Source organism: Pseudomonas sp. FW305-E2, assembly GCF_058782925.1.
The window spans coordinates 165,069-189,626 of record NZ_JBYSYE010000005.1 but is presented as its reverse complement, the minus strand read 5'-3'; the positions used below and the strand labels follow the sequence as shown (position 1 = coordinate 189,626).

Sequence of the window (24,558 nt, the reverse complement as noted above, 5' to 3'; positions counted from 1 at the left end):
AGGGTGCAGCCGGCTATCAAGGTTCTAGCAGCGGACGGGTCGCTTAGTAGCGGCCTCTCGGAGTGGCGCAGGGAACGGGTTCACCCGCGGCCAAGGGCAGGAAGCTGTCGCTGGCGGCGTCGTAGGCTTCGATCTTGCTGGTCTCGATGTCGTACACCCAACCATGAATGAACAGCTCACCGGCTGCCAGGCGCGAAGCCACCGAAGGATGGGTGCGCAAGTGATGCAACTGGGCGATGACGTTCTCTTTGGTCAGCACTTGCATCGTCTCGTGTTCGCTGCCGCAGGAGCAGTTGTTCTCGACCACGGTGCGGGCCACTTCCGCGTGGCGCAACCAAGCGCCAACGGTAGGCATCTTGGTCAGCGACTGCGGGTTGAGTACCGCACGCATGGCGCCACAGTCGGAGTGGCCACAGATGATGATGTGGTGAACTTTAAGCGCCATTACGGCGTACTCGATGGCGCTGGAAACGCCGCCGTTCATCTGGCCATAAGGCGGTACCACGTTACCCACGTTACGGGTCACGAACAGGTCGCCTGGCGAGCTCTGGGTGATCAGCTCGGGAACGATGCGCGAATCGGCACAGGTGATGAACATGGCGCGTGGTGTTTGCGCGGTGGCGAGCTTCTTGAACAGCTCTTGCTGATCTGGGAAAACATCATGGTGAAAGCGCAGGAAGCCGTCGACGATGTGCTTAAGGGCAGCATCGGCGCTTTCCGCGGGGACCTGCGGTACGACCTTGGATGGGTCCTTGACGGGCATGATTCATCCTCTTGACGGTGTGTAGGTAAATCCATTTTACCGGTGAAAGATTCAGGCTATGCAGGGTTTTAGATGACACGCACGGGCCATAGATCACAGTCGCTGTGGACTTATTACCTACGCTAGCGGGGAAAACTTAACTGAAACTTAATTCGAAGGCTCTAGAACGGGCGTTCCAGATGAAAAAGGCGGGAACTGGATAATAGCAAAAAAACATCAGCTGCCAATATGTATTAGCGCAATTATTGGTTGTTATTAGTTGCGTTGTGAGCAATGCGCAGCCCTTGGTGGGGCGGGTTCATGTCAGAACAGCACCATCTGCCCACCCGGCGGGCAGAACGCCGAGCAATCCAGCGCCTGCGCCTCGCGCCCTTCGAAGTCCAGCCGTTTCATTGCCTTGGCAAAGCGCTGCGCCAGCAACTCGGCAAACACCCCTTCACCACGCATGCGCACACCGAACCGGCTGTCATACAGCTCGCCACCACGGCTCTGGCGGATCAGGCTCAACACATGCGCTGCCCGCTGCGGGTAATGGTCCTGCAACCACTGCTCAAACAACGGCGCCACCTCCAGCGGCAGGCGCAGCATCATGTACGCCGCACTTTGCGCACCGGCCTCCTTGGCCGCCTCCAACAGGCGTTCCAGCTCACTGTCGTTGATCATCGGAATCATCGGCGAACACAAAACACCCACCGGTACGCCCGCTTCACGCAATACCCGGATGGCCCTCAACCTCGCACCGGGTGAGGCCGCTCGGGGTTCGAGCACGCGCTTGAGGCCGTCGTCCAGCGTGGTCAGGCTGATCATCACTCGTGCCAGGCGCTGGCGGGCCATCTCGGCCAGCAGGTCAAGGTCGCGCAGCACCAGTGAACCCTTGGTGACAATGGTCACCGGGTGACGAAAACGCAGTAACACTTCGAGCAAGCGCCGGGTCAGTAACTGTTCCCGCTCAATCGGCTGGTACGGGTCGGTGTTGGAGCCCAGATTGATCGGCGCGCACACGTAGCCCGGTTTGCTCAATTGCTGTGCCAGCACCTCGGCGGCGTTGGTCTTGGCAATCAGTTTGGTCTCGAAATCCAGGCCGGGAGAAAGGTCCCAGTAGGCGTGTGAGGGGCGGGCATAGCAGTAGATACAGCCATGTTCGCAGCCACGGTAGGGGTTGATGGAGCGATCGAAAGGGAGGTCGGGTGAAGTGTTGCGGCTGATCACCGACTTGGCTGTCTCGATCCGCACCTCGGTACCCTGGGTTTGCGGCACTTCCTGGTACCAGCCATCATCTTCCGCCACCGAATGACCAGGGGCAAAGCGGTTGTGTGGGTTGTGCGCCGTGCCACGGCCCTTTTGCGGTGCTGGAGGAATCATGGCTCACCTGAATACTGTACTCATATACAGTATCGTGCATGCCGTGATCTTTCCAGCACCTCTGGTCTGACTACCTCAGGCCATGCCAGCTGAGATACGCTGCCTGGCTCGATTGCCGCCCGAGAAACGCCTCGATGCCTTCACGCAATGGGCGCGATGCCCCTGGGGCGAACAGTGCTTCCTGCAGTGCCCGCCCCGTGGCTCCGTTCAACAGGCCCTCGGCTTCGAAGCGGGTGAACACATCGAAGGCATGCACATCCGACCACAGGTAGGCGTAGTAACCCGCATCGTAGCCGTTCACAAGGTGGTCGAAGGCATGCGCCGGATGTTCAAAGTCAGCGAGTGGCCAGTAACCGCAACGCGCGCGGGCATCACCCAGTCGCTGTTCAAAGGTCCTGCCATCGTTTGGTGTGCCATGCAGGTCCATGTCGAACAGCGCCAGGCACAGATCACCCGCGATCTCCTCCACGCCCTGCTGCCGTAGCTGCCGCAGGCACTCATTGGCTTGCTTGCGGGATAGTTGGCGGCCGTCGTGCGTGCGCGCCGAGATCGCTACCAGGTAGTCCGCGTCCCAGACCCAACGTTCGAACAGCTTGCCGAACAACTCCACACCATCGGTGCCCAGCTCAGTCACATTGGACATGACGTGGTTCGTCGTACGTACCAGCAGGTGGTGCAGGGCATGGCCGAATTCATGGAACAGCTTGCGCAGTGACAAATGATCGAGCAACGGCTGCGAACCTGACAGCGCTTGCGGCACATCACTGAACACCACCACCGAGGCTGCCTGGCAGATACCCTCTGCATCGACCCGGCGATTCCTTACATAGGTGGTAAACACCGCGTCTGGCTGCTTGCCTGCGTGTTGCACGGCATCCAGATACAGAAAGCCAATGAAAGCGCTGTCCTGCCACACCTCGAACGGCTGCACGCTGTCATCCCAGACAGGCAGCGCTTTGGGCTGCAGCACTGCACCAAACAACGTCTGCGCCAATTGCTGCAACGCACTGACAACAGTATTCAGCGGGAAGTAATCGCGCAGCGCTTCGGCAGGAAACACGCTGCGCGAAGCACACCGCAGGTACTCGAAATCCCAGGGTTGGGGTTTGCCCAGGCCCTGCTCGGCAGCCCAACACTCCACCTGCGAACGCCACCGCAACATGGCAGGTCGCACATGATCGGCCAGATCGTGGAGAAAGCCGCGCACCTGGTCTACCGAACCGGCACTCTTCACCTGCAGGCTCTGCTCCAGATGGCCGGAATAACCGAGCAGGAGGGCCTTCTCCTCAAGCAATTGCGCCAGTTGCTGCAGATACCAGCGGTTGTCCTGTTGCCGATCATGGCTGACGCCGCGGGCGTGAAAAGCCCGGTACACCCGCTCACGGAACTGGCGGTTGGCAGCATGTTTGAGCACCTCACGCGTAGTCACCGTGTCACACGCAATCAACCACCCCTGCTTACCTGCTTGCTGTGCGCTTGCAGCCAATTCGTCACGTACCCGCTGCGGGATGCCGCTCAGCTCCGCTTCATCGGTGATGTTCAACCCAGGCCGGTCGATGTTGCTGCGGAACGCCTCGCGTGCAGTGCCAATCTGCGCTTGAAGGTCTGCCAGATGCGCTTTGCCTGCGGTGTCGAGTAACGCCCCGCTAGCGGCGAACTTGTCCAGGTGCCAACGCAAAGTGGCACGCTTCCCGACATCCAGTTGCTTGCCGATGTCACTGCCGGCCAAGCGTGCATACAGGTCATGCAAACCCGTGTTGGCGAATTTTTGCTCGAAGCGCGCCGTCACTTTCCGGTAGAAATCAATGATGACGTTGGCCCACGCCGTATCCCGGCCGACCAGTGGTGAGGCGGCATACAACACTGCCAGCAGCCGGCTATCCAGCCCATCCAACGCCAGCACCATGTCATCCCAGGTGGGCATGGTTCGTTGATCACGGATGATGCGTTCGACACCGTTCTCGTGTGCCTGCAGCACGTGAGCGAATGCCGCCTGCATGTTTTCGAGGGTGATGGAAGAGTAATCGACGGGGATATGGCTATCTTGCAGAAGAGGGTTGGCCATGGTGCATCACCTTGCTGATAGAAATGAGCAAGAGAGCTTGCATGGCCAGCCTGCGCCAGGTGGCCTGACTATCTAACACCTGTCCATGCCTGCCCGGGCATTGCACCCGGGCGGCATGACAGGATTACTCAGCCGGCTTTTTCAGCTTCGGATTTGGGAAGAACTGCACGGTCTGCACCTTGGCCGGCGCCGCTTTCGGCGCCAGGTGGTTGACCCGGGTGCCGAGTTCCTTCGGCACCGACAAGCCCTGCTCGTTGAGGGTGTCGGTAAAGCCGCAAGCTACGCACTCGCGGTGCGGTACGCCGTCGTCGTTCCACATCATCAGCTTGTCGGGCTCGCTGCACGCCGGGCACACGGCACCGGCAATGAAGCGCTTCTTGGTCTTGTTCACAGCTACCTCACTCATGCTGCAGCGTCCTCGGTAAGACCACTGTGGCGCAGCAATGCATCGATGGAAGGCTCACGGCCACGGAAGTCGACAAACAGCTCCATCGGCTCGCGCGAACCACCACGGGCCAGGATCGCCTCGCGGAAGGCGCGGCCGGTCTCGGCGTTCAGCACGCCTTCTTCCTCGAAGCGCGAGAAGGCGTCAGCCGACAGCACTTCGGCCCACTTGTAGCTGTAGTAGCCCGCCGCGTAACCGCCCGCGAAAATGTGCGCAAAGCTGTTGGGGAAGCGGTTGTAAGCCGGCGGGCGCATGACCGACACCTCGTCACGCACACCTTCGAGCACCTGCAATACGCTGCGGCCGTCGCCATGGCTGGCGTGCAGCTCGAAATCGAACAGCGAGAACTCCAACTGGCGCACCATCATCATGCCCGACTGGAAGTTTTTCGCGGCCAGCATCTTGTCCAGCAGGTCCTGGGGCAGGGCGGCGCCGGTTTCGTAGTGACCAGAAATCAGTGCCAGGCCTTCCGGCTCCCAGCACCAGTTTTCCATGAACTGGCTGGGCAGCTCGACCGCATCCCAGGCCACACCGTTGATGCCGGACACGCCGGCATGCTCAATGCGGGTCAGCATGTGGTGCAGGCCGTGACCGAATTCGTGGAACAGGGTGGTGACTTCATCATGGGTCAGCAAGGCGGGCTTGCCGGGCGCGGCCGGGGTGAAGTTGCACACCAGGTTGGCCACCGGGCTCTGCAGCTGGCCGCCGGCAGTGCGGCGACGGTCACGGGCGCCGTCCATCCAGGCGCCCCCACGCTTGTTGGCGCGGGCGTACAGGTCGAAGAAGAAACGGCCAACGTGCTGACCATTTTCCTTGATCTCGAACAGGCGTACGTCCGGGTGCCAGCTGTCGAAGCCCTTCAGCTCGGCGATTTCGATGCCATACAGGCGCTGCACGATGCTGAACAGGCCGCCCAGCACCTTGTCGATCGGGAAGTAGGCGCGCAGGGCTTCCTGCGACACACTGTAGCGCTGCTCGCGCAGCTTCTCGCCAAAGTAGCCGGCATCCCAGCTGGCCAGCTCGGGGCAGCCTTGTTCGGCAGCGTAGGCCTTGAGCTGTTGCAGGTCCTGGGCGGCGAACGGCTTGGAACGCTTGGCCAAGTCACGCAGGAAGCTCAGCACCTGGTCGCTGGACTCGGCCATCTTGGTGGCCAGGCTCAGCTCGGCGTAGTTCTTGTAGCCCAGCAGTTCGGCCAGCTCCTGGCGCAGGTCGAGGATTTCGCGCATCACCGGGCCATTGTCGAACTGGCCGGCATTCGGGCCCTGGTCGGAGGCGCGGGTGCAGTAGGCGGCGTATAGCTCTTCGCGCAGGGCGCGGTCACTGGCGTAGGTCATCACCGCGTAGTAGCTGGGGAACTCGAGGGTGATCAGCCAGCCGTCCAGGCCCTTGGCCTGGGCTGCGGCGGCCATCTGCGCCTTGGCCGAATCGGTCAGGCCGGCCAGCGCAGCTTCGTCGGTAACATGCTTGGTCCATGCCTGGGTGGCGTCGAGCAGCTGATTGGAAAAACGGCTGCCCAGCTCGCTGAGCTTGCTCTGCACTTCGGCGTAACGCTGCTGCTTGTCCGCCGGCAGGTCGATACCCGACAGGCGGAAGTCACGCAGGGCGTGCTCGAGGATAGTCTTTTGCGCCACGTCGAAGCCGGCAGCCTCAGGGCTGTTGATCAGCGCCTGGTAGGCTTCGAACAGCGCGCGGTTCTGGCCCAGTTCGGTAGAGTAGGCGCTCAGGGCTGGCAGGCAAGACTCGTAAGCCTCGCGCAGCTCGGCGCTGTTGCACACCGCATTGAGGTGGCTGACCGGGCTCCAGGCGGCGCCCAGGCGGTCGTTCAGTTCGTCCATGGCCAGCACCAGGCCGGCCCATGTAGGGTTCTTGCCCTGCTTTTCGAGGATCTCGGCAATGGCTTTACGGTTGTCGGCCAGGATCGCTTCGATCGCCGGCAACACGTGTTCGGCACGAATTTGCGAGAAGGGCGGCAGATCGTGGGATTGCAGAAGCGGGTTGTTCGCAGTCACGGTTTGGATACCTTGGCAGAAGAAACACTGCCCCATCTTAATTACAATCGACGCCGACCGCAGCAGGCAGCCTGCCTATCGGCACAGATGAGAGACGCTATCATGGCCATTCGCAGCTTCCAGCAACACACTCCGAAAGTTGGGCCCAGGGCCTTCGTCGACCGTTCGGCGGTGGTGCTGGGCGACGTGGAGATCGGTGAAGACAGTTCGGTCTGGCCGTTGACCGTGGTGCGCGGCGACATGCACCGCATCCGCATTGGCGCGCGCACCAGCGTGCAGGACGGCAGCGTGCTGCACATTACCCACGCCGGGCCTTTCAACCCGGATGGTTTCCCGCTGATCATCGGCGACGAAGTGACCATCGGGCACAAGGTGATGCTGCATGGCTGCACCCTGGGCAACCGTATCCTGGTGGGTATGGGCAGCACCATCATGGATGGTGCCATCGTCGAGGACGAAGTGATCATTGGCGCCGGCAGCCTGGTGCCGCCGGGCAAACGCCTGGTCAGTGGCTACCTGTACATGGGCAGCCCGGTGAAACAGGCCCGGCTGCTGAACGACAAGGAGCGCGCATTTTTCTCCTACAGCGCCGGCAACTACGTGAAGCTCAAGGACCAGCACCTGGCCGAAGGCTACGATCAACCTGAATGACCGCATTCGCGGGCATGCCCGCGAAGAAGGCCACTCAGCACTCAAGTGGAACCCTGTACATGCACCAGCAAAACATCCTCTTCGACCTCGACGGCACCCTGACCGACCCACGCCTGGGCATCACTCGCTCGATCCAGTACGCCCTGGCCAAGCTGGGCATCGACGAACCGGACCTGGCCCGCCTCGAACACTTCATCGGCCCACCCCTGCTGCAGGCTTTCATGCAGTTCTACAGCTTCGACGAAGCCAAGGCCTGGGATGCGGTGAACTTCTACCGCGAGCGTTTCCGCGTGACCGGTCTTTACGAAAACCTCGTGTTCGAAGGTGTGCCGGAGTTGCTTGAGGCCCTGAACGGGCAGGGCCGCACGCTGTACATTGCCACCTCCAAACCGTGGGAGTTCGCCCGCGAAATCGCTCGGCACTTTGCTTTCGATCATCACTTCAAGGTGATCTACGGCAGTGAGCTGGACGGCACGCGCACCAACAAGGTCGAGCTGATTCGCCATTTGCTGGATGAAGAAGGGCTGGACCCGGCGCACACCCTGATGATCGGGGACCGCAAGCATGACCTGATCGGCGCGCGCAGCAACGGGCTGCAGGCCGTCGCGGTGGGGTACGGGTTTGGCAGCCGGGAAGAGCTGATGGCAGAAGAACCCGCTTTCCACTTCGCCACGGTAGCCGATTTGCACCAGGCTTTTAGCAAGGCTTGAGGGCCAGCAGGGCTGCTTTGCAGCCGGCCCTCCCACATTGATCGGCGTCCGCAGGGCCTTTGTGGGCCTTGTGGCGCGATGGGCCGCAAAAGCGGCCCAAAAATCTCAACGGCTAACCATCAGACGCTGCAGCGCCGCTTTCCTTGCTTCAATCGGCAACCGCCCCAAATGCTCGACCCGCGCGTAAAACCGAACCCAATCCCCACCCACCTCACGAAACAACGCCGCAAACGCCGGCACCCACTGGTCATATAGCCCGAACGGCAACAACTTGGCATTACTCATCGGCCCATACATCCAGGCGTCATAGCGCTTGTCACCGCCCCACTGGCCATCACGCACCTGCCGGTATTCACGCCTCAAACGCTCAAACTCGGCCTGCTTGGCCCGGCGCTTGTGTGCATCATCCAACGGTTCCGCATAAATCGCCTGCAATCGCTCACGGCTGGCCAACACCAGGCGGATAAACTGGTCGCGCTGCTTTCCCTGATCCCCGCCAACCGCCGTCAGCCCACGCGCCGCACGCCATTGCCGCGTGCCTTCCTGCTCGACGAACGAGGCAAACGACTCATTGAACTCGGTATCGTCCTGCACATAGAAGCGCTGGTGGGCCAATTCATGAAAGATCAACGTAGCCAGGCGCTCATCGCCCCAGCCCACCATCGACGACAAAATCGGGTCATCGAACCAACCCAGGGTCGAATAAGCTTCCACGCCACCCACGTACACATCCAGGCCATCCTGACGCATCAACGCCGCCGCGCCTCGCGCCGCGCCTTGCTGGTAGTAGCCGCGGTACGCCACGCACCCGGCAATCGGAAAGCAGTGCGTTACCGGTTGCAACGACAACTCGGGCGTGGCGAACACGTTCCACACCACGTAGGGGCGTCCAAGGTCGGCGTATACCCGGTAGCTGCGGTTGTCTGGCAGTTTCAATTGCTGGCTGGCAAACAGCCGCGCCTGTTCGGCCTGTTGCAGGTGCGCGCGCAAGGGTGCAGGGGTAGCAGGGTCGGCCAATACCTGCTCTACAGGCTGCCGCGCCCGCAGCAACTGCCACTGGCCCTGCGCCAGCTGCCCGTAGTAGGCGGCATTGCTGCAACCGTTCAGCAGGAGCGCCGCAAGCAGCGGAACCAAACGGGTGAAAATGCGGTCGAGTGCCCCAAGGCCTGAGCGCTGCATAAGAAAAAGTCGAAGCATCCGGGACTGTCTGACTCGCTCAACACCATTTCGCTCCAAGACTATCTCGCCAAGGGGGAGTTTCGCCATGCGTGCATTGTTGGTCGCCGGCTCACTGTTATTGATCTCTGCCTGTTCAACCTTGCCAGACCCAGATCCGAACCAGGCCTGGATCGACCTCACCCGTTACGACAATACGTCGCTGGACGCCGTGCAGGTCGATGAGCGTGACTGGGCTGACAGCCGCTATTTCGAGGTTCAACCCGGCAGCCACGAACTGACCGTGCGCTATCAGTTTCCGGTTAACCCCAGCAATATCGGCCCCGTCGAGGAGCCATTGTGGCGCGATTGCCAGGTCAAGCTGACCTTCAAGGACTTCAGCGCCGGGCAGCGTTATCAGCTGCAAGCCGGCAGCATTGGCTTCCGCCCTTGGATCAAACTCTACGACCACCAGCAAAAACTGCTGGGTCAAGGGCTGCCGGCGGGTTGCCAGCGCACCTGAACCGCACAAACGGCGCTATGCTTGTTACTTGTAAATCGCAAGTGGGAGTTTTGCCATGCGCCAGCCCATGATGCTGATCGCCCTCAGTGCACTGGGGGCTTGCGCCAGCCCCTTGCCGCCCGTCGACCCCAAGCAGGCCTGGGTCGATCTGTACACCATGACCCCCGGCCGGGTGATCATGGCCGACCGCCTCGACGGCAAGCGTCTGGACGATGGCCGATATTTTCAGGTGACGCCGGGCAAGCACGAACTGGTGGTGCGCTTCGATTATGAAATCTACTCGGGCGGCATCATGTCCGAACCCAGGGACCGAACCTGCTACCTGACCGTACGCTTTGACAACTTCAAGGCCGGCGAACGCTATCGCCTGGAAGCGCGGGCGCCGGTAATGGAGCCGCAGGTGCTGCTGTATGACGCCAACCGCAAGGTGGTGGTGAACGAGCCTAGCGAAGTGTTCTGCATACCGTGAATGTGGGGCTGCCTTGCAGCCCCGGGCCTTGGTGCTTATCGATCATTCTTTTGATAGATGATCTTCTTCGTCCCGCCATCGCAGGTCCCGACAACCATGTTCTGGTCCTTGACCTCGCTGTTGGGCACGATCTCCAGCGTATAGGACGAAACCCCTTGGGCCTGGATCTTGGCCTCGATCTCGGTTTTCAGCTCCTCGCAAGGCTTGACGGCCGCCAGCGCAGACGTGGCGACAAGGGAAGCCAACACAGCGATAGCTACGCGAATCATGGAACGGCTCCTGGAAAGGGCAGTGGCGCTGCCGACGTTCTTTAGACTACAGCAAACCACCACCGTTGCACCGTTTCACCCCACCAACGCCGCATCCAGGCTGATCTTCGCATTCAAAACCTTGGACACCGGGCAGCCTTCCTTCGCCTTGTTGGCAATCTCCAGGAATTGAGCCTCGCTGGCCCCCGGTACCTTGGCCCTGAGCACCAAGTGCACAGCGGTAATGGCAAAACCGTCAGCTTGCTTGTCGAGCGTCACCTCTGCAGCCGTGTCGATCCGCTCCGCAGTCAGCCCCGCCTCGCCGAGCATCATGGATAGCGCCATCGAGAAACAACCGGCATGGGCCGCGCCAATCAGCTCCTCCGGGTTGGTACCGGGCGTGCCCTCGAAACGTGTGTTGAAGCCATAAGGGTTCTGCTTGAGTGCACCGCTTTCGGTAGAAAGCAGACCTTTTCCATCCTTCAGGCCACCTTGCCAGATCGCCGATGCTGTCTTTTTCATGATGCCTCCTGGTCACTGGGTTGCTTACCTACGGTTCAGAGGCCTGCCGCCTGCTGCAAGTTCAGTGCAATTAGACTGCAGGCATTGAATCCAACAAATGCGCCCATACAGAATCAAAACGGCCTCTGGCCAATCACTCTTGCGGAGGCCCCATGACGCAGCTGCGTGACCTGAAGATTTCCACCCTGGACTTGGTGCCCGTTCGCGCCGACGCCGGCCCCGCGCAATCGCTGCGCAACTCGCTGGACCTGGCGCAGCATGTCGAGCGCTTTGGCTATAACCGCTTCTGGGTGGCTGAGCACCACAACATGGACGGCATCGCCAGTTCGGCGACATCGGTGCTGATCGGCTACCTGGCCGGTGGCACCTCACGTATTCGCGTGGGCTCTGGCGGGGTGATGCTGCCCAACCATGCGCCACTGGTGATCGCCGAGCAGTTCGGCACCTTGGCCAGCCTGTATCCGGGGCGTATCGACCTTGGCCTAGGCCGCGCGCCGGGTTCGGACCAGATGACGGCCTATGCCCTGCGACGCGACCGCGCTGGCGGCCCAGATGACTTCCCGGACGATGTCGAGGAGCTTTCGCGCTACCTCGGGCCACGCACTGATGATCAAAAAGTGATCGCCGTGCCGGGGTACGACACCGACGTGCCGATGTGGTTGCTGGGATCCAGCCTGTTCAGTGCCCAGCTGGCGGGCATGCGCGGCATGCCCTATGCCTTCGCCTCGCATTTCGCGCCACGCTACATGCACGAGGCCATTCGCGTGTACCGCAACCATTTCAAGCCCTCGACCACGCTGGACAAGCCGTATGTGATGCTGGGCATTCCCATGGTGGTGGCGCAGACCGACGAGAAGGCCGAATACCTGGCCACCTCGGTTTACCAGCGCATCCTGGCGCTGATTCGTGGACAGAGCCTGATGCAGAAGCCACCCGTGGAAAGTATGGATGGGCTGTGGTTGCCCCATGAGCGGGAGACGGTGGCCAGCTTCCTGGGGCTGGCCATGATCGGCAGCCCGCAGAAGGTAAAGGCCAAGGTAGAAGTGCTGCTGGAACAGACGGGTGCGGATGAGCTGATCTTTACCTGTGACCTGTATGAGCATGCGGACCGCATTCGGTCATATGAGCTGATGGCGCAGGCCCTCAAGGCCGAGTGACCCTCGACACGGGCTCGCCCGCTCCCATAGGTTGACTGTGGAAGCGGGCAAGTCCGCGAAAGGGCAAACGCATCAGCCGCGGCGGTAAACAATCTCCTTGGTCCCGGCCTCACAGCTACCAATGACCTTGCCCGCCGGGTCGCCTTTCTTGACGATCTCCAGCTTGTAGCCAGTGACGCCCTTGGCATCCAGCTTGGCCGCAATTTCCGCCTTCAGTTCCTCGCACGGTTTGCCCGCTGCCAGCGCACCACCGGCCAGGGTCATCAGGCCCAGCGCCAGAATCAGTTTGTTCATCACTCGCGTTCCTTGTGCAGATGAAATCAGAAGGGGCCCCACCAAGGCGCCCCTTTTCTGAATACCTCATCACGCCGGGATCATACAACCCAACGTTGTTTCAGCTATTGGCGATACGGAAGCCGACCTTCAGCGTGACCTGGAAGTGCGCCGCTTTGTTGTCGCGGATATGGCCGCGGGTATCGACCACTTCGAACCATTCCAGGTGCTTGATGCTTTTACCAGCTTCGGCCAGAGCATTGTTAATCGCCTCTTCGATACTGGTGGGCGAAGACCCGACCAGCTCGATTTTCTTGTAGGTGTGATGATCGGTCATGAGTGCTCTCCATGGTTGACGGTGAGATTCAGCCTAGCAGCGCAGGCCTGGTTTACCTGCGAGCGGTCACTGTCAGCGAAAGTTCGATCGCACTTTCACGCAGCCCAAGGGTCGCAATCCTTACAGCCCATACTGCAAAGGAGAGTCAACATGCACCGCAACTCGCTGCGTAAAACATCCCTGGAAAGCATGGAAGCGGAGATCGAGAGCCTTCTGAAAAGCTTGGAACACCTCAAGCATGATGCGTCGGAAGAGTCCCAGAAGTCGGTGAAGGCAATCCGCAGCAACGCTGAAAGCGCACTGCGTCATTCGCGCAGCCTACTGAGCGATGCGTATGAGGAAGTGAAGCAGCGCACTCGCCAGACCGGCATAGCCACCCGGGACTACGCCCAGGAGCACCCCTACACCACCGCCGGTGTGGCCATTGGTGCGCTGGGCCTGCTGGCGGCCTACCTGATATGCAAGCGAAACTAAGCGCTCTGCCGCGCAAGTTCCGCCCGTAACCACTGCGCCAACTGCTCGGCGCGCCCGTCTGCGGCGCGCCGTGGCACCCACAATGCCAGCGCCGCCTGGGTAGGTGAAAAGCCCCAAGGCGCACTCAAACGGCCCGCCCGCAGGTCATCGGCGACCAGTGGCTGCGGTGCAATCGCCACGCCCAATCCGGCCACGGCAGCCTCCAGCAGGTAATACAGGTGCTCGAAAGCCTGGCCATAGTGAATGGCCGTCGGGTCCAGGCCCTGTTGCACCGCCCAGGTTGGCCACGCTTGCGGGCGTGAAGTGGTGTGCAGCAAGGCTTCGCCCAACAATGCCTTGGCGGGCGCCCCCTGCAAGCGCTGGAAACCTGCGAAATGTGGGCTGAGCACCGGCCCGATGCATTCTTCGGCCAGCACGTGCACCTGCATGTCCGCAGGCCACGGTGGCTCGGCATACACCAGCAACGCATCCAGCCCGGGCCGCCGCGGGTCAAGGTCACCCTCACCCGCCGACAGGTGCAAGCGCAGCTCAGGCAAATCCGCCTGCAACCGCCCCAGCCGCGGGATAAACCACCGCGCCAGCAGGCTGCCCGAGCAGCCCAGCACGAATGGCGCCTCGCTCACATCACGGCTGAGCTCGGAACACACGCTGCGCAGCCGGTCGAAGGCCTCACCGCTGGCATCGCGCAGACGCACACCGGCATCTGTGAGTTTGATGCCACGCCCGTCCTTGACGAACAGGGCTACGCCCAGATGCTCCTCAAGCACCTTGATCTGCCGGCTGACAGCGCCGTGGGTCACGTGCAGCGCTTCCGCCGCCTGGCTGACGCTGTTGAGCCTGGCTGCAGCCTCGAAGGCGCGCAGGGCATTGAGGGGAGGGAGGTCGTGGGCCATTTTACCTGTGAGTTTTTCTGACAAGTTTACGCAATCTTATCGGTTTTCAGCCGAGCTTGCCGTGGTTAGAGTAAAGCCCATCACTCATTCACTACGCCTTGGAGCGCCCCATGACCCAGTCCCAATACCGCCCCGGCCCCGACGCCAATGGCCTGTTCGGCTCGTTCGGCGGCCGCTACGTGGCCGAAACCCTGATGCCACTGGTGCTGGACCTGGCCCGCGAATACGAAGCGGCCAAGGCAGACCCCAAGTTCCTTGAAGAGCTGGCTTATTTTCAGCGCGACTACATCGGCCGCCCCAACCCGCTGTACTTCGCCGAGCGCCTGACCGAGCATTGCGGCGGAGCGAAGATTTTCTTCAAGCGTGAAGAGCTCAACCATACCGGCGCGCACAAGGTGAACAACTGCATCGGCCAGGTGCTGCTGGCCAAGCGCATGGGCAAAAAGCGCCTGATCGCCGAAACCGGCGCCGGCATGCACGGTGTCGCCACCGCCACTGTCGCCGCGCGCTTCGGCCTGCCTTGCGTGATCTACATGGGCGCCACCGACATCGAGCGCCAGCAGGCGAACGTATTCCGCATGAAGCTGCTGGGCGCCGAGATCGTGCCGGTTACCGCCGGCACCGGCACCCTGAAAGACGCCATGAACGAAGCCCTGCGTGACTGGGTTACCAACGTCGAAGACACCTTCTACCTGATCGGCACCGTGGCTGGCCCACACCCGTACCCCGCCATGGTCCGCGATTTCCAGTCGATCATCGGCAAAGAGACCCGTGCCCAGTTGCAAGAGAAGGAAGGCCGTCTGCCAGACAGCCTGGTTGCCTGCGTCGGCGGCGGCTCCAATGCCATGGGCCTGTTCCATGAGTTCCTCGAAGAGCCGAGCGTGCAGATCATCGGCGTTGAAGCCGGTGGCCACGGCGTACACACCGACAAGCATGCCGCCAGCCTGAACGGCGGCGTACCGGGCGTATTGCACGGCAACCGCACCTACCTGCTGCAGGACCAAGACGGCCAGATCACCGATGCCCACTCGATTTCCGCAGGCCTGGACTACCCGGGCATCGGCCCGGAGCACGCCTATCTGCATGAGGTGAAGCGCGTCGAGTACGTCAGCATCACCGATGACGAAGCATTGGATGCGTTCCACGCAACCTGCCGTCTGGAAGGCATCATTCCAGCCCTGGAAAGCTCCCACGCCTTGGCCGAAGCGATCAAGCGCGCACCGAAGCTGCCCAAGGACCACCTGATGGTCGTGTGCCTGTCGGGCCGCGGCGACAAAGACATGCAAACCGTCATGAACCACATGGCCGCCCAGGAGAAACACGCATGAGCCGTCTTGAACAACGCTTCGCCGAGCTGAAGGCCGAAGGCCGCTCGGCACTGGTCACCTTCGTCACAGCTGGCGACCCGGGCTACGACGCCTCGTTGCAGATCCTCAAGGGCCTGCCGGCTGCTGGCGCCGACGTGATCGAGCTGGGCATGCCGTTCACCGACCCGATGGCCGATGGCGTGGCCATCCAGCTGGCCACCCTGCGCGCCCTTGAGGCTGGTCAGACCTTGGCCAAGACCCTGCAGATGGTTCGCGAATTCCGTGTGGATAACCAGACCACGCCGATCGTGCTGATGGGCTACTACAACCCTATCCACCGCTTTGGCGTGGACACGTTCGTGGCTGAAGCCAAGGCCGCGGGCGTCGATGGCCTGATCATCGTCGACCTTCCGCCAGAGCACGACGCCGAACTGGCTACCCCGGCCCAGGCTGCAGGCATCGACTTCATCCGCCTGACCACCCCGACCACCGACGACGCGCGCCTGCCGCGCGTGCTGGAGCGCAGCTCCGGGTTCGTCTACTACGTGTCGGTGGCTGGTGTGACCGGTGCCGGTTCGGCGACCACCGAGCATGTGACCGAAGCCATTGCCCGCCTGCGCCGGCATACCGATCTGCCGATCAGCGTTGGCTTCGGCATTCGCACGCCGGAACAGGCTGCGAACATTGCCCGCTTGGCCGATGGCGTGGTGGTGGGCTCGGCACTGGTCGACAAGATCGCCCAGGCCAAAAGCGCCGATCAGGCGGTGACCGATGTATTGAGCCTGTGCTCGGCATTGGCTGAAGGGGTGCGTGGCGCACGCCGCTAAACCGCGTCGTCTGCTTCGCGGGTAAACCCGCTCCTACGGGGCCAGCGCCACCCTCTGGCTCTGCGATATCGCTGTAGGAGCGGGTTCACCCGCGAAGAGGCCAGCACAGGCTACCCCGCCTAGCCCCCAAAAACCGACAGATTCAAGGGGCGCACGGCCCCCATCCAGATCGCATGATCCCGGTGATCCGCCAGTTCATCCCCGGTTTCCGGATGCATGAATACCACCAGACCCTTGCGGTACAGCGCCAACCAAGGCAATACCACCCCCACCACTTCGGGCCCGAACGCCAGCTGGCAACTCCAGTCCGGATGCGGCCCAACCGGTTTCTGGTGCATGCGCCCCATGGTCACGGGGAACAGCCGCGCCGCCTCCTCGCACAGTTCCCGGGCCTGCTCCATGGTGGCTGCGTCGTAATAAACGTGGGCGTGGTAACCCTTAATCCTCTGCACGATAACTCCTGATTGCGGTCCAACCATCACCACCTGCAACGGGAGTGATGCAGTGAAAAACGCCGAAACCCCAGTGTTCAAACTGGTCCTGTTCGGGCCTGAAAGCAGCCTGGGCAATGCCCTGATGGTCGAGCTGCTGTCGCGCCAGCACGAAGTCATCGCCGTGGTGGACGACCTCAATCGCCATTCGCCGCGCCCGGGCCTGCACTTCAAGATAGGGGGGCTGGGTGATGCCCACCAGGCGGAGCAGGGCGCAGCGGGCGGCTCGGCGGTGATCGCCCTGTTACCAGCGCTGGCGCCGGGTGACCTGCAGGGGCAGGCACGCTTGAGCGAGGCGCTGGTGGCGGGGCTTGCGCATACGACTATACGCCGGCTGCTGCTTGTGGGCGATTTCGATGTGCTGGATGAGCCGAGCAAGTACAGCGAGATGGAGCGGGATTGCGTGGCCCAAGTGGTTGATGGGTTGCAGCGCAGTGCGTTGCACTGGACGCTGATCAATGCACCGCAGGAACTGGCCGGGTTGGGCATGGAGCATTTTCGCAATACCGAAGGGACGCTGGAGCCTGGGCTGGCTGAGCCGTTGCGGCGCTTGGCCAGGATCGCAGCGGGGATGGTGGACATGCTGGAGCTGGACTTGCACCGGGGCGAGCATCTGAACTTCGTGGTCTAGATTGCCGGGGCTGCTGCGCAGCCCATCGCGACGCAAGGCCGCTCCCACATGGGCCGGCGTGCGCAGTGCCACTGTGGGAGCGGCCTTGTGTCGCGATGGGCCGCAAAGCGGCCCCAAAATCTCAAAGGCTGCGCTCCTGCTCCAACCAATCCACGAACCGCTCGATCAACGCTCCCCGCCGCTTGCGCGGTGGCAAAACTGCGTAATAGCCGCGTTCCGAGCGCAAGCTCCCCTCCAGCGGCCGACACAGCAACCCTTGCTCCACCAATCCATCCACCAGGTGAGCCCAGCCAATCGCCACCCCTTGCCCGGCAATCGCTGCTTGAATCAGCAAGGTATAGTTATCAAACCGCAGCTGCCCCGCCGGCGGTGGGCTGTCCACACCAAACCCACGAAATACTCCTGCCCAGTCAAACCAGCGGCTGGCCTGCTCGCCCTTCAAATGCAGCAGCGGCAATCGTTGCAAAGCCACAGCTGACAAGGCTTTGCCATGAATCAGATGGGGGCTGCACACCGGGAACACTTCCTCATCGAATAGCCAGCGGCTTTCTCCTTGGTGAAAGCGTCCGTCGCCAAACAGCACCGCCACATCGATGTCCGGGCGCAACATGCCCTGGCTGCGCTCACCCGTTACGAGGCTCACATCCACCTGTGGATAAGCCTGATGAAAGCGTTGCAGCCTTGGCATCAACCAGAACGCCGCAAAGGCAAAGTCGGTGGCGACCTGCAGCACTTCGCGCTGGCCGCGCCCGCTGGCCTGGGCAATACCGTCATCCATGGCCTGCAGCCCCTGATGCACCTGTTCGAACAGCACCTGGCCAGCCTCGGTCAGCTCGATGCCCCGGTAAATGCGGTCAAACAGGCGCGTGCCCAACTGTGCCTCCAGGCGCTTCACCTGCTGGCTCACTGCCGGCTGCGTGGTACCCAACTCCAGCGCCGCAGCGGTAAAGCCACGCAGGCGCGCAGCAGCCTCGAATACGCGCAAGGTATCCAGCGACAACCCGGCAAGGTGGTCAAACATAAGCTTGGCTAATCCCAGTCATTGCCCGCCATGGGCTTTACCCATGTTATCCACAGTCGCATCTTGGTAGGCAAGCAGTTCGCATAACCCTCAACGATGGGAGCCACCATGACGCGTCCGAATATCCTGTTCATCATGGCCGACCAGATGGCCGCGCCCTTGCTGCCCATCTACGGCCCTTCGCCCATCAAGATGCCGCACCTCGGCCGCCTGGCCGAGCAAGCCGTGGTGTTCGACTCGGCCTACTGCAACAGCCCACTGTGCGCGCCATCACGCTTCACCCTGGTCAGCGGTCAGTTGCCCAGCCGCATTGGCGCCTACGACAACGCGGCCGACTTCCCTGCCGATGTGCCGACCTACGCCCATTACCTGCGTCGCCTGGGCTACCGCACCGCGCTGTCGGGCAAGATGCACTTCTGCGGCCCGGACCAGTTGCACGGCTATGAAGAACGCCTGACCAGCGACATCTACCCGGCCGACTACGGTTGGGCGGTGAACTGGGACGAACCCGATGTGCGTCCAAGCTGGTACCACAACATGTCCTCGGTGCTGCAGGCCGGTCCGTGCGTGCGCACCAATCAGCTGGATTTCGACGAGGAGGTAGTGTTCAAGGCGCGCCAGTACCTGTACGACCATGTGCGTGAAAACGATGGCCGGCCATTTTGCCTGACCGTTTCAATGACGCACCCGCACGACCCCTACACCATTGCCAAACGCTACTGGGACCGCTACGAAGGTGTGGATATCCCCATGCCCCGTGCCGAGTTCAGCCAGGCAGCACTCGACCCGCACTCCCAGCGCCTGCTGAAAGTCTACGACCTGTGGAACAAGCCGCTGCCTGTGGACAAGGTCCGCGACGCCCGCCGCGCCTACTTCGGCGCTTGCAGCTATATCGATGACAACATTGGCCAATTGCTGCAGACCCTGGAGGAATGCAACCTGGCCGATGACACACTGATCGTGTTTTCCGGCGACCACGGCGACATGCTTGGCGAGCGTGGCCTCTGGTACAAAATGCATTGGTTCGAAATGTCGGCGCGGGTGCCGCTGCTGATCCATGCGCCGAAGCGCTTCGCAGCGGGCCGGGTCACTGCCTCGGTGTCGACCTGCGACCTGTTGCCAACCTTGGTCGAACTGGCTGGCGGCGCTGTGGATAAAGACCTGCATCTGGACGGCCGCTCACTGCTGGGCCACCTGCAAGGGCAGGGCGGTCACGACGAGGTGATCGGCGAGTATATGGCCGAAGGCACCGTCGGCCCGCTGATGATGATCCGCCGCGGGCCCTACAAGTTCGTGTACAGCGAAGACGACCCATGCCTACTCTATGACCTGAGCCGCGACCCGCACGAGCGGGAGAACCTCACCGGCAGCCCGGACCACCAGGTGCTGCTGCAGGCATTTGTCGATGAAGCACAACAGCGCTGGGACATCCCCAGCCTGCGCCAGCAGGTGCTGGCCAGCCAGCGCCGCCGCCGGCTGGTGGCCGAAGCGCTGGCCATCGGCAAGCTGAAAAGCTGGGATCACCAACCACTGGTGGACGCCAGCCAACAGTACATGCGCAACCACATCGACCTCGATGACCTCGAGCGCAAGGCACGTTATCCACAGCCCGCCCCCCTGGATTGAGAAGAGAGGCCGCCATGCACAAGTTCTCCGCCGCCGTGTTCGTCCTGGCCCTGAGCGCCACCACGGCCCACGCCGCAGACAGCGATGCGCAATGCAGTACCGTGAAAATGGCCGACCCCGGCTGGAGTGATATTGCCTCGACCAATGCCGTGGCACGCCTGTTACTGGAAAGCCTGGGTTACCAGGTGAAGATCGACAGCCTGGCCGTACCGATCATCTACGGCGGCCTCAAGGACGGCCAGGTCGACGCCTTCCTCGGCAACTGGATGCCGGCGCAGCAAGGCTTCCATGACAAGTTCATCGCCAACGGCGATGTGCAGCAGCTGTCGCGCAACCTGGAGGGAACCGAGTTCACCCTCGCAGTGCCCGACTATGTGTGGAATGCCGGGGTGAAGGACTTCGCTGACCTGCAAAAACACGCCGGGCAGTTCGACAAAAAGCTATACGGAATCGGCTCCGGCGCCCCGGCCAACCTGTCACTCAAGAAAATCATCGAAGAGAATGAATTCAACCTCGGCCAGTGGAAGCTGGTGGAGTCCAGCGAGCAGGCGATGCTGGCCCAGGTCGACCGGGCGGTGAAGAAGCAGCAATTCATCACCTTCCTTGGCTGGACCCCGCACCCGATGAACGTGAAACTGAAAATGCATTACCTGACCGGTGGGGAAAAATGGTTCGGCAGCAAGGGCGAGGTATACACGCTGACCCGCAAGGGTTATCCACAAGCCTGCCCGAATGCGGCGAAGCTGCTAGGTAACCTCAAGTTCACACTGGACATGGAAAACAGCATCATGGCAGAGGTTGTGGACAAGAAGATCAGCTTCGATGAAGCGGCCAAGGCCTGGGTGAAAGCGCATCCTGAACGGTTGGATGGGTGGTTGGCCGGTGTTACCACCAAGGCCGATGGTGATGCCCTGGAGGCCGTCAAAGCTAAACTGTAATCTCACAAAGCAACACACCAACCCTGTGGGAGCGGGCGCGCCCGCGAACACCGGCGAAGCCGGTGCCAAGCAACGCGTTGGCTTTTTCGCGGGCATGCCCGCTCCCACAGGGCTTGGCGACCCCTTAAGGATTGTGGATAACCCATGCATCGCCTCTCTTTACTGCTGCCCTTCCTCACCTGGCTTCCCCGCCAATCGGGCCGCAGCCTGCGCCAGGACCTGCTGGTAGGCCTGAGCGGCGCCATCCTCGCCCTGCCGCAATCCATCGCCTACGCCCTGATCGCCGGCCTGCCCGCCGAATACGGGCTTTACGCCGCCATCGTGCCGGTACTGATCGCCTGCCTGTGGGGCTCTTCCTGGCACCTGATCTGCGGCCCGACCGCTGCCATTTCCATCGTGCTCTACGCCAGCATCAGCCCGCTGGCCGTGGCCGGTAGCGCTGACTACATCACGCTGGTGTTGCTGCTGACCTTCCTTGGCGGCATTTTCCAGCTGCTGCTCGGGCTGTTGCGCTTCGGCGCGCTGGTCAACTTCGTCTCCCATTCCGTGGTGCTCGGCTTCACGCTGGGTGCCGCCATCGTCATTGCCTTGGGCCAGCTACCCAACCTGCTGGGCATGGCCCTGCCCAGCCAGGCCACCGCGCTGAAGACCGTGCAAGACCTGGCCAGCCACGCAGGCGAGGTCGACTTGCCTTCCTTGCTGCTGGGCCTGGCCACCGTAGTGATCGGCGTGGCCTTCAAGCTCTGGCGCCCACGCTGGCCGAGCCTGTTGATAAGCCTGATCCTGGTCAGCTTGCTGGCCTGGCTGTTGCCGGGCTTCTTTGGCCATGTGCCGCGGGTGGCAGCGTTCACCGGGCAACTCCCGCCTTTCAGCCCGCTGCCTTTGCTAGACGTGGAGCTTATGTTGCGTCTGCTGCCCAGCGCCGTTGCGGTAGGCATGCTGGGGTTGGTCACCAGCCTGTCGATTGCCCGCTCGCTATCGGCACGTTCAGAACAGCTGATCGACCCGGACCAGGAAATACGCGCACAGGGCCTGTCGAACATTGCCGGTGCATTTTTCTCTGGTTACCTGTCTGCCGGCTCCTTCACCCGCTCGGGCCTGAGCTACGAGGCGGGCGCCCGCTCACCGATGGCCGGGGTGTTTTCTGCGCTGTGGGTGGCGTTGTTCGCCGTGACCGGCGCCGGCCTGATCGCGCACCTGCCGATACCGGCCATGGCCGGCAGCATTTTGCTGATCTGCTGGGGGTTGGTGGACCACCGAGGGATCCGTGCATTGTTCCGGGTCAGCCGCTCGGAGTTTCTGGTGATGGTGCTGACAGCTGCAGCGACATTGCTGCTGGAGCTGCAGACAGCCATCTATGCCGGGGTGCTGGCTTCGCTGTTCTTCTATTTGAAGCGCACCTCACGACCACGGATCCAACAAAGCCGTGAAGGGGACGCGGATGTCTTGCGGGTAGGTGGGTCGATTTTCTTTGGTGCGGCGCATTACCTGCAGGTGCGCTTGCAGCGTTGCCAAGGGCCGTATGTAGTGATCGATGCCCGGCAGGTGAATTTCATCGATTACTCGGGTGTGGATATGTTGCACCGTGAGGCACGAAGGTTGCGGCGATTGGGGGGGAGTTTGACCTTGCACCGGGCCAGGCCCCAAGTGATCGAGGAGTTGCAGAAGCTGGAAGGGGTGGAGTTGTGCCCGATCCGGTTTGAGGAATGAGGTTGGGTCCTGGGGCTGCTTTGCAGCCCATCGCGACACGAGGCCGCTCCCACAGAGGATCGGCGTACGACTTACTTTGTGGGAGCGGCCTTGCGTCGCGATAGGGCCGCAAAGCGGCCCCGGCCATCTCAGCCCCGAGCGAGTTGCCGGCGCAGTTCAGCCAACACCGGCGCCGTATCCGGCCTCACGCCACGCCAGATGAAGAAGGCCTCAGCCGCCTGCTCAGCCAGCATCCCCAGCCCATCCAATACCTTGGCAGCCCCCAGCTTGGTAGCCCACTGGCAAAACGGCGTCGGCTCCTTGCCATACATCATGTCGTAGCAAACCGTACGACCCGCCTCGACCAAGCTGTCGGCAATCGGTGGTAATTCACCGGCCAGGCTCGCCGAGGTGGCGTTGATGATTACATCCACAGGCTCCTGCAACCAGGCAAACCCGCTGGCCACCACCGGCCCCAGTTCATCGAACTCGCGCGCCAGCTGCTCGGCCTTTTCCACGGTACGGTTGGCAATCACCAGCGACTGCGGCTTGTGCGCCAGGATAGGCTCCAGCACGCCGCGCACGGCGCCACCGGCACCGAGGATGAGAATGCGCTTGCCCGCCAGCTCGACCCCGGCATTCACCGTCAGGTCGCGCACCAGGCCAGCGCCGTCGGTGTTGTCGCCCTGCAGGGTGCCATCAGCCAGCTTGCTCAGCGTGTTCACTGCGCCTGCGCGCCGGGCACGCGGGGTCAGGCTGTCGCACAGGCGGTAGGCCTCTTCCTTGAACGGCACGGTGACATTACCGCCACTGCCTTGCTTGAAGAAGCCACGCGCGCAGTCGCTGAACTCGTCCAACGGCGCCAGCAGCGTGGTATATTCCAGGTCCTGACCGGTCTGCTCGGCGAACAGGCGGTGGATCAGCGGCGACTTGCTGTGGCCGATGGGGTTACCAAAAACGACGTACTGGTCCATGACGGCTCCTTGGTTATCCACAGGCTTACTGGCCGAGCCAGTCGCGGTCCTGCAGGAAATACTCGGTCAGGCGCGCTTCTTCGCTGCCGGGTGCAGCCTTCCAGTCGTAGCCCCAGCGCACCTGAGGCGGCAGCGACATGAGGATGGACTCGGTACGGCCACCGGATTGCAGGCCGAACAGGGTGCCACGGTCGTAGACCAGATTGAACTCCACGTAGCGGCCGCGGCGGTATTCCTGGAACTCGCGCTGTTGCGGGGTGTAAGGCGTGTCTTTGCGGCGCTGGACGATCGGCAGGTAGGCGTTGATGTAGGCATCGCCAATGGCGCGGATGAAGGCGAAGCACGTGTCGAAGTCCCACTCGTTCAGGTCATCGAAGAACAAGCCGCCGATACCACGTGGCTCACCACGGTGCTTGAGGTGGAAGTAGCGGTCGCACCAGGCCTTGTAGCGTGGGTACACATCGGCGCCAAACGGCGCGCAGGCCTGCTCGGCCACTCGGTGCCAGTGAACGCAGTCTTCTTCGTTGCCATAGTATGGCGTCAGGTCAAAGCCGCCGCCGAACCACCATACGGCCTCTTCACCTTCCTTTTCGGCGATGAAGAAGCGAACGTTGGCGTGGGAAGTCGGCACATGCGGGTTGTGCGGGTGTATCACCAGCGACACGCCCAAGGCTTCGAAGCCACGGCCTGCCAGCTCGGGGCGGTGGGCACTGGCCGACGGCGGCAGGCCGGCACCAAACACATGGGAGAAGTTGACCCCGCCTTTCTCGATCACCTTACCGTCGCCGATCACCCGCGTGCGGCCCCCGCCACCGGCTTCGCGCACCCAGGCGTCCTCGACGAAGCGGGCACCGCCGTCTTCTGTTTCGAGGGCAGAGCAGATGCGGTCTTGCAGGTCGAGCAGGTAGGCTTTCACGGCCTCGGTGCGGCTAGTCATCGGGTCACCAGGAACGGGCAGGGAAGAATTCGCCGCGTAGCATACCACCGCCAGCGCGCGC

27 protein-coding genes are annotated in these 24,558 nt (G+C 62.1%); 12 read left to right on the top strand and 15 right to left on the bottom strand.

Translation table 11 applies throughout. The features are described from left to right. Window positions 1-43: 43 nt before the first annotated feature. The 5 genes from AC3WLP_RS07375 to prlC all read right to left on the bottom strand — a co-directional run bounded on the left by AC3WLP_RS07375 (window position 44) and on the right by prlC (window position 6,680). A complete protein-coding gene (locus AC3WLP_RS07375) occupies window positions 44-763 on the bottom strand; it encodes a carbonic anhydrase (protein ID WP_003253046.1) in 720 nt (239 codons plus the stop codon). 303 nt (window positions 764-1,066) lie between these two features. Beyond that, complete coding sequence (locus AC3WLP_RS07370) at window positions 1,067-2,125, bottom strand: PA0069 family radical SAM protein (RefSeq protein WP_088512656.1); 1,059 nt, start codon at window positions 2,123-2,125, stop codon at window positions 1,067-1,069. 70 nt (window positions 2,126-2,195) lie between these two features. Continuing rightward, window positions 2,196-4,190 carry a M3 family metallopeptidase gene (locus tag AC3WLP_RS07365; RefSeq protein WP_088512655.1) on the bottom strand — a complete coding sequence of 665 codons (1,995 nt, stop codon included), beginning with the start codon at window positions 4,188-4,190 and terminating at the stop codon, window positions 2,196-2,198. Between the two features lie 124 nt (window positions 4,191-4,314). Then, complete coding sequence (locus AC3WLP_RS07360; protein WP_003253053.1) at window positions 4,315-4,596, bottom strand: YheV family putative zinc ribbon protein; 282 nt, start codon at window positions 4,594-4,596, stop codon at window positions 4,315-4,317. Further along, window positions 4,593-6,680, bottom strand: a complete 2,088-nt coding sequence (gene prlC / locus AC3WLP_RS07355; RefSeq protein WP_011953137.1) for an oligopeptidase A — start codon at window positions 6,678-6,680, stop codon at window positions 4,593-4,595. The genes AC3WLP_RS07360 and prlC overlap by 4 nt, the downstream gene beginning before the upstream one ends. A gap of 66 nt (window positions 6,681-6,746) precedes the next feature. Between prlC and AC3WLP_RS07350 the strand changes: the two genes are divergently transcribed. Both AC3WLP_RS07350 and AC3WLP_RS07345 read left to right on the top strand, forming a co-directional pair. After that, complete coding sequence (locus AC3WLP_RS07350; RefSeq protein WP_004575263.1) at window positions 6,747-7,295, top strand: gamma carbonic anhydrase family protein; 549 nt, start codon at window positions 6,747-6,749, stop codon at window positions 7,293-7,295. Between the two features lie 59 nt (window positions 7,296-7,354). Beyond that, entirely contained in the window at window positions 7,355-8,005 is a 651-nt protein-coding gene (locus tag AC3WLP_RS07345; protein ID WP_004575264.1) for an HAD family hydrolase, read from the top strand. A 105-nt stretch (window positions 8,006-8,110) separates the two neighbouring features. Here the strand turns inward: AC3WLP_RS07345 and AC3WLP_RS07340 are convergent, their stop codons facing one another. Further along, a complete protein-coding gene (locus AC3WLP_RS07340) occupies window positions 8,111-9,184 on the bottom strand; it encodes an aminopeptidase (RefSeq protein WP_017147852.1) in 1,074 nt (357 codons plus the stop codon). A gap of 85 nt (window positions 9,185-9,269) precedes the next feature. Here AC3WLP_RS07340 and AC3WLP_RS07335 point away from each other — a divergent pair, with 85 nt between their 5' ends. Beyond that, on the top strand, window positions 9,270-9,683 hold the full coding sequence (locus AC3WLP_RS07335; protein ID WP_003253063.1) for a PA0061/PA0062 family lipoprotein: 414 nt from the start codon (window positions 9,270-9,272) through the stop codon (window positions 9,681-9,683). 55 nt (window positions 9,684-9,738) lie between these two features. Beyond that, on the top strand, window positions 9,739-10,152 hold the full coding sequence (locus AC3WLP_RS07330; protein WP_011953134.1) for a PA0061/PA0062 family lipoprotein: 414 nt from the start codon (window positions 9,739-9,741) through the stop codon (window positions 10,150-10,152). Window positions 10,153-10,187: 35 nt separating this feature from the next. Here the strand turns inward: AC3WLP_RS07330 and AC3WLP_RS07325 are convergent, their stop codons facing one another. Both AC3WLP_RS07325 and AC3WLP_RS07320 read right to left on the bottom strand, forming a co-directional pair. Next, a complete protein-coding gene (locus tag AC3WLP_RS07325) occupies window positions 10,188-10,421 on the bottom strand; it encodes a DUF1161 domain-containing protein (RefSeq protein ID WP_003253067.1) in 234 nt (77 codons plus the stop codon). Window positions 10,422-10,496: 75 nt separating this feature from the next. Next, window positions 10,497-10,922 (bottom strand): OsmC family protein, encoded by a 426-nt coding sequence (locus AC3WLP_RS07320; RefSeq protein ID WP_003253070.1) that lies wholly within the window; start codon window positions 10,920-10,922, stop codon window positions 10,497-10,499. Between the two features lie 152 nt (window positions 10,923-11,074). Between AC3WLP_RS07320 and AC3WLP_RS07315 the strand changes: the two genes are divergently transcribed. Continuing rightward, window positions 11,075-12,079 carry an LLM class flavin-dependent oxidoreductase gene (locus AC3WLP_RS07315; RefSeq protein ID WP_011953133.1) on the top strand — a complete coding sequence of 335 codons (1,005 nt, stop codon included), beginning with the start codon at window positions 11,075-11,077 and terminating at the stop codon, window positions 12,077-12,079. 72 nt (window positions 12,080-12,151) lie between these two features. On the opposite strand, the gene AC3WLP_RS07310 is transcribed toward AC3WLP_RS07315, so the two are convergent. Together AC3WLP_RS07310 and AC3WLP_RS07305 are read right to left on the bottom strand one after the other, a co-directional pair. After that, window positions 12,152-12,373, bottom strand: a complete 222-nt coding sequence (locus tag AC3WLP_RS07310; RefSeq protein ID WP_003253075.1) for a DUF1161 domain-containing protein — start codon at window positions 12,371-12,373, stop codon at window positions 12,152-12,154. A 100-nt stretch (window positions 12,374-12,473) separates the two neighbouring features. Continuing rightward, a complete protein-coding gene (locus tag AC3WLP_RS07305) occupies window positions 12,474-12,689 on the bottom strand; it encodes a dodecin (protein WP_003253076.1) in 216 nt (71 codons plus the stop codon). Between the two features lie 150 nt (window positions 12,690-12,839). Between AC3WLP_RS07305 and AC3WLP_RS07300 the strand changes: the two genes are divergently transcribed. Further along, entirely contained in the window at window positions 12,840-13,163 is a 324-nt protein-coding gene (locus tag AC3WLP_RS07300; protein ID WP_003253078.1) for an ElaB/YgaM/YqjD family protein, read from the top strand. Here AC3WLP_RS07300 and AC3WLP_RS07295 read toward each other — a convergent pair. Continuing rightward, entirely contained in the window at window positions 13,160-14,056 is an 897-nt protein-coding gene (locus AC3WLP_RS07295) for a LysR family transcriptional regulator (protein WP_011953132.1), read from the bottom strand. The genes AC3WLP_RS07300 and AC3WLP_RS07295 overlap by 4 nt on opposite strands. 110 nt (window positions 14,057-14,166) lie before the next feature. Here AC3WLP_RS07295 and trpB point away from each other — a divergent pair, with 110 nt between their 5' ends. Continuing rightward, on the top strand, window positions 14,167-15,384 hold the full coding sequence (gene trpB / locus AC3WLP_RS07290; protein ID WP_004575268.1) for a tryptophan synthase subunit beta: 1,218 nt from the start codon (window positions 14,167-14,169) through the stop codon (window positions 15,382-15,384). Next, complete coding sequence (trpA, locus tag AC3WLP_RS07285) at window positions 15,381-16,190, top strand: tryptophan synthase subunit alpha (protein ID WP_011953131.1); 810 nt, start codon at window positions 15,381-15,383, stop codon at window positions 16,188-16,190. Before trpB ends, trpA begins: the two co-directional genes overlap by 4 nt. Window positions 16,191-16,309: 119 nt before the next feature. On the opposite strand, the gene AC3WLP_RS07280 is transcribed toward trpA, so the two are convergent. Further along, complete coding sequence (locus AC3WLP_RS07280; RefSeq protein WP_020189868.1) at window positions 16,310-16,642, bottom strand: DOPA 4,5-dioxygenase family protein; 333 nt, start codon at window positions 16,640-16,642, stop codon at window positions 16,310-16,312. 52 nt (window positions 16,643-16,694) lie between these two features. On the opposite strand from AC3WLP_RS07280, the gene AC3WLP_RS07275 reads away from it, so the two are divergent. Further along, complete coding sequence (locus tag AC3WLP_RS07275; protein ID WP_088512654.1) at window positions 16,695-17,312, top strand: NAD(P)H-binding protein; 618 nt, start codon at window positions 16,695-16,697, stop codon at window positions 17,310-17,312. Between the two features lie 121 nt (window positions 17,313-17,433). On the opposite strand, the gene AC3WLP_RS07270 is transcribed toward AC3WLP_RS07275, so the two are convergent. Beyond that, the gene (locus AC3WLP_RS07270) at window positions 17,434-18,333 is read right to left on the bottom strand and encodes a choline sulfate utilization transcriptional regulator (protein ID WP_014859482.1); all 900 of its coding nucleotides are present in this window, start codon (window positions 18,331-18,333) and stop codon (window positions 17,434-17,436) included. 108 nt (window positions 18,334-18,441) lie between these two features. On the opposite strand from AC3WLP_RS07270, the gene betC reads away from it, so the two are divergent. From betC to AC3WLP_RS07255, 3 genes are all read left to right on the top strand, one after another. Then, on the top strand, window positions 18,442-19,959 hold the full coding sequence (gene betC, locus AC3WLP_RS07265) for a choline-sulfatase (protein ID WP_017147851.1): 1,518 nt from the start codon (window positions 18,442-18,444) through the stop codon (window positions 19,957-19,959). A gap of 14 nt (window positions 19,960-19,973) precedes the next feature. Further along, a complete protein-coding gene (gene choX, locus AC3WLP_RS07260) occupies window positions 19,974-20,897 on the top strand; it encodes a choline ABC transporter substrate-binding protein (protein ID WP_011953128.1) in 924 nt (307 codons plus the stop codon). A 144-nt stretch (window positions 20,898-21,041) separates the two neighbouring features. Next, complete coding sequence (locus tag AC3WLP_RS07255; protein ID WP_088512653.1) at window positions 21,042-22,607, top strand: SulP family inorganic anion transporter; 1,566 nt, start codon at window positions 21,042-21,044, stop codon at window positions 22,605-22,607. A 128-nt stretch (window positions 22,608-22,735) separates the two neighbouring features. Here AC3WLP_RS07255 and aroE read toward each other — a convergent pair whose 3' ends face one another. Together aroE and hemF are read right to left on the bottom strand one after the other, a co-directional pair. Next, window positions 22,736-23,560, bottom strand: coding sequence for a shikimate dehydrogenase (gene aroE / locus AC3WLP_RS07250; RefSeq protein ID WP_088512652.1), 825 nt, complete (start codon window positions 23,558-23,560; stop codon window positions 22,736-22,738). A 25-nt stretch (window positions 23,561-23,585) separates the two neighbouring features. Further along, the gene (hemF, locus tag AC3WLP_RS07245) at window positions 23,586-24,497 is read right to left on the bottom strand and encodes an oxygen-dependent coproporphyrinogen oxidase (protein WP_019750122.1); all 912 of its coding nucleotides are present in this window, start codon (window positions 24,495-24,497) and stop codon (window positions 23,586-23,588) included. Between the last annotated feature and the right edge of the window lie 61 nt (window positions 24,498-24,558).